Origin of the sequence: Pseudomonas sp. PDM27 (assembly GCF_019219205.1) — a bacterium.
Taxonomy (GTDB): Bacteria; Pseudomonadota; Gammaproteobacteria; order Pseudomonadales; family Pseudomonadaceae; genus Aquipseudomonas; species Aquipseudomonas laurylsulfatiphila.
Genome location: NZ_JAHUWF010000025.1, coordinates 1 through 4,795 on the forward strand (window position 1 = coordinate 1; position 4,795 = coordinate 4,795).

At 62.4% G+C, this 4,795-nt stretch carries 1 protein-coding gene; it reads left to right on the forward strand.

Going from position 1 to position 4,795, the window contains the following annotated elements; translation table 11 throughout:
* On the forward strand, positions 1-4,795 hold a 4,795-nt coding region (locus tag KW838_RS29195), incomplete at both ends, for a cadherin-like domain-containing protein (protein ID WP_218504369.1).

Below are 4,795 nucleotides of genomic sequence, written 5' to 3' on the forward strand. Positions count from 1 at the left end.
GCGTTCCTGGCACCTTCACTGCGGGCCAGACCGCGACCATCGCCAACGTCGGCACCCTGGTCATCGGCGCCAATGGCGCCTACACCTTTACGCCGGACGCCAACTACAACGGCACGGTGCCGACCGTGAGCTACACCGTCACCGACGGCTCCGGCAGCAATGTCACCTCGACCCTGACCATCAACGTCACCCCGGTCGACGACAGCTTTACTGACATCAGCGAAAGCGTGACCACCGCTGAAGACACGGCCATAACCGGCAGCGTGTTGACGGGCACCTCGAGTGTCGACGGTCCGGTCAGCGTGGTGAATTTCACCATCGACGGTGTGACTGGCACTTTCAACGCCGGCCAGACCGCAACCATCGCCAATGTCGGCACCCTGGTCATCGGGGCCAATGGCGCCTACACCTTTACGCCGGACGTCAATTACAACGGCACGGTGCCAACCGTCAGCTACACAGTCACTGACGGTTCCGGCAGCAACGTCACTTCGACCCTTAACATCAGCGTCACCCCGGTCGATGACAGCTTCACCGACCTCAGTGAAAATGTGACCACCACTGAAGACACGGCCATAACCGGCAGCGTGTTGACGGGCACCTCGAGTGTCGACGGCCCGGTCAGCGTGGTGAATTTCACCATCGACGGCGTACCTGGCACCTTCACAGCGGGCCAGACCGCGACCATCGCCAATGTCGGCACCCTGGTGATCGGAGCGAACGGCGCCTATACCTTCACGCCAGACGCCAATTACAACGGCACAGTACCGACCGTCAGCTACACCGTCACCGACGGTTCCGGCAGCAACGTCACCTCGACCTTGACCATTAACGTCACCCCGGTCGACGACAGCTTCACCGACCTCAGCGAAAGTGTGACCACCGCTGAAGACACCGCCGTAACCGGCAGCGTCCTCACCGGCACCTCGAGCGTCGATGGTCCGGTCAGCGTGCTCAACTTCACCATCGGTGAAACCACCTACGCCGCCGGCAGCACCGCGACCATCGCCAATGTCGGCACCCTGGTGATCGGGGCCAATGGCGCCTACACCTTTACGCCGGACGTCAATTACAACGGCACGGTGCCGACCGTCAGCTACACCGTCACCGACGGCTCCGGCAGCAATCTCACTTCGACCTTGAACATCAACGTCACCCCGGTTGACGACAGTTTCACCGACCTCAATGAAAACGTGACCACGACCGAAGACGCCCCGGTGACTGGCAGCGTCCTCACCGGCACGAGCAGCGTCGACGGCCCGGTCAGCGTGGTTAACTTCACCATCGACGGCGTTCCTGGCACCTTCACTGCGGGCCAGACCGCGACCATCGCCAACGTCGGCACCCTGGTCATCGGCGCCAATGGCGCCTACACCTTCACCCCAGACGCCAACTACAACGGCACAGTACCGACCGTGAGCTACACCGTCACCGACGGCTCGGGCAGCAATGTCACCTCGACCCTGAACATCAGCGTCACGCCAATTGACGACAGCTTCACCGACATCAGCGAAAGCGTGACCACCGCTGAAGACACGGCCATAACCGGCAGCGTGTTGACGGGTACCTCGAGTGTCGACGGTCCAGTCAGCGTGGTTAATTTCACCATCGACGGCGTTCCTGGGACTTTCAACGCCGGCCAGATCGCGACCATCGCCAACGTCGGTACTCTGGTGATCGGGGCCAATGGCGCTTACACCTTCACCCCGGCCGCCAACTACAACGGCACGGTGCCGACCGTCAGCTACACCGTCACCGACGGCTCGGGCAGCAATGTCACCTCGACCCTGAACATCGACGTGACGCCGGTCGACGACAGCTTCTCCGACCTCAGCGAAACGGTCTCCACCCAGGAAGACACCGCCGTCAGCGGCAGTGTGTTGACGGGCACCTCGAGCGTTGATGGCCCGGTCAGCGTGGTTAATTTCAGCATCGACGGCGTTCCTGGGACTTTCAACGCCGGCCAGACGGCGACCATTGCCAATGTCGGCACCCTGGTGATCGGAGCCAACGGCGCCTACACCTTTACCCCGGATGCCAACTACAACGGCACGGTGCCGACCGTCAGCTACACCGTCACCGATGGCTCGGGCAGCAATGTCACCTCGACCCTGAACATCGACGTGACGCCGGTCGACGACAGCTTCACCGACCTCAGCGAAACGGTCTCCACCCAGGAAGACACCGCCGTCAGCGGCAGTGTGTTGACGGGCACCTCGAGCGTTGATGGCCCGGTCAGCGTGGTTAATTTCAGCATCGACGGTGTTACTGGCACCTTCAACGCCGGTCAGACGGCGACCATCGCCAACGTCGGCACCCTGGTGATCGGGGCCAACGGCGCTTACACCTTCACCCCGGACGCCAATTACAACGGCGGCGTGCCAACCGTCAGCTACACCGTCACCGACGGCTCCGGCAGCAACGTCACCTCGACCCTGAACATCGACGTGACGCCGGTCGATGACAGCTTCATCGACCTCAGCGAAAGTGTGACCACCGCTGAAGACACCGCCGTGACCGGCAGCGTCCTTACTGGCACCTCGAGCGTCGATGGCCCGGTCAGCGTGGTTAATTTCACCATCGACGGCGTTCCTGGCACTTTCAACGCCGGCCAGACCGCGACCATCGCCAATGTCGGCACCCTGGTGATTGGGGCCAATGGCACTTACACTTTCACGCCAGCCGAAAATTACAACGGCAGCGTGCCGACCGTGAGCTACACCGTTACCGACGGTTCCGGCAGCAACGTCACCTCGACCCTGAACATCAGCGTGACGCCGGTCGACGACAGCTTCACCGACCTCAGCGAAAGTGTGACCACCGCCGAAGACACCGCCGTGACCGGCAGTGTGTTGACGGGCACCTCGAGCGTCGACGGTCCAGTCAGCGTGGTTAATTTCACCATCGACGGCGTTCCTGGGACTTTCAACGCCGGCCAGATCGCGACCATCGCCAATGTCGGCACCCTGGTGATCGGGGCCAACGGCACCTACACCTTCACGCCAGCCGAAAATTACAACGGCACGGTGCCGACCGTCAGCTACACCGTCACCGACGGCTCGGGCAGCAATGTCACCTCGACCCTGAACATCGACGTGACGCCGGTCGACGACAGCTTCTCCGACCTCAGCGAAACGGTCTCCACCCAGGAAGACACCGCCGTCAGCGGCAGTGTGTTGACGGGCACCTCGAGCGTTGATGGCCCGGTCAGCGTGGTTAATTTCAGCATCGACGGTGTTACTGGCACCTTCAACGCCGGTCAGACGGCGACCATCGCCAACGTCGGCACCCTGGTGATCGGCGCCAACGGCGCTTACACCTTCACCCCGGACGCCAATTACAACGGCGGCGTGCCAACCGTCAGCTACACCGTCACCGACGGCTCCGGCAGCAACGTCACCTCGACCCTGAACATCGACGTGACGCCGGTCGATGACAGCTTCACCGACCTCAGTGAAAACGTAACCACCACTGAAGATGCCCCGGTGACCGGCAGCGTCCTTACTGGCACGAGCAGCGTCGACGGTCCAGTCAGCGTGCTCAACTTCACCATCGGTGAAACCACCTACGCCGCCGGCAGCACCGCGACCATCGCCAATGTCGGCACCCTGGTCATCGGCGCCAACGGCGCTTACACCTTCACCCCGGCCGATAACTACAACGGCAGCGTGCCGACGGTGAGCTACACCGTCACCGACGGTTCGGGCAGCAATGTCACCTCGACCCTGACCATCAACGTCACCCCGGTCGACGACAGCTTCACCGACCTCAGCGAAAGTGTGACCACCGCTGAAGACACCGCCGTGACCGGCAGCGTCCTCACCGGCACTTCGAGCGTCGACGGTCCAGTCAGCGTGCTCAACTTCACCATCGGTGAGACCACCTACGCCGCCGGCAGCACCGCGACCATCGCCAACGTCGGCACCCTGGTGATCGGGGCCAATGGCGCTTACACCTTTACTCCGGCCGCCAACTACAACGGCACAGTACCGACCGTGAGTTACACCGTGACTGACGGTTCCGGCAGCAACGTCACTTCGACCTTGACCATCAACGTCACCCCGGTCGATGACAGTTTTATCGATGCCAGCGAAAGCGTGACCACCGCTGAAGACACGGCCATAACCGGCAGCGTATTGACGGGCACCTCGAGCGTCGACGGTCCAGTCAGCGTGCTCAACTTCACCATCGGTGAAACCACCTACGCCGCCGGCAGCACCGCGACCATCGCCAACGTCGGCACCCTGGTCATCGGCGCCAATGGCGCCTACACCTTTACCCCGGACGCCAACTACAACGGCAGCGTGCCAACCGTCAGCTACACCGTCACCGACGGCTCCGGCAGCAATGTCACCTCGACCCTGACCATCAGCGTCACCCCGGTCGACGACAGCTTCACCGACCTCAGCGAAAGTGTGACCACCGCCGAAGACACCGCCGTGACCGGCAGTGTGTTGACGGGCACCTCGAGCGTCGACGGTCCAGTCAGCGTGGTGAACTTCACCATCGGTGATACCACCTACGTCGCAGGCCAGACCGCGACCATCGCCAACGTCGGCACCCTGGTCATCGGCGCCAATGGCGCCTACACCTTTACGCCGGACGTCAATTACAACGGCACGGTGCCAACGGTGAGCTACACAGTCACTGACGGTTCCGGCAGCAACATCACTTCGACCCTTAACATCAACGTGACGCCGGTTGACGACAGCTTTACCGACCTCAGCGAAAGCGTGACCACCGCCGAAGACACGGCTGTGACCGGCAGCGTCCTCACTGGCACGAGTAGCGTCGA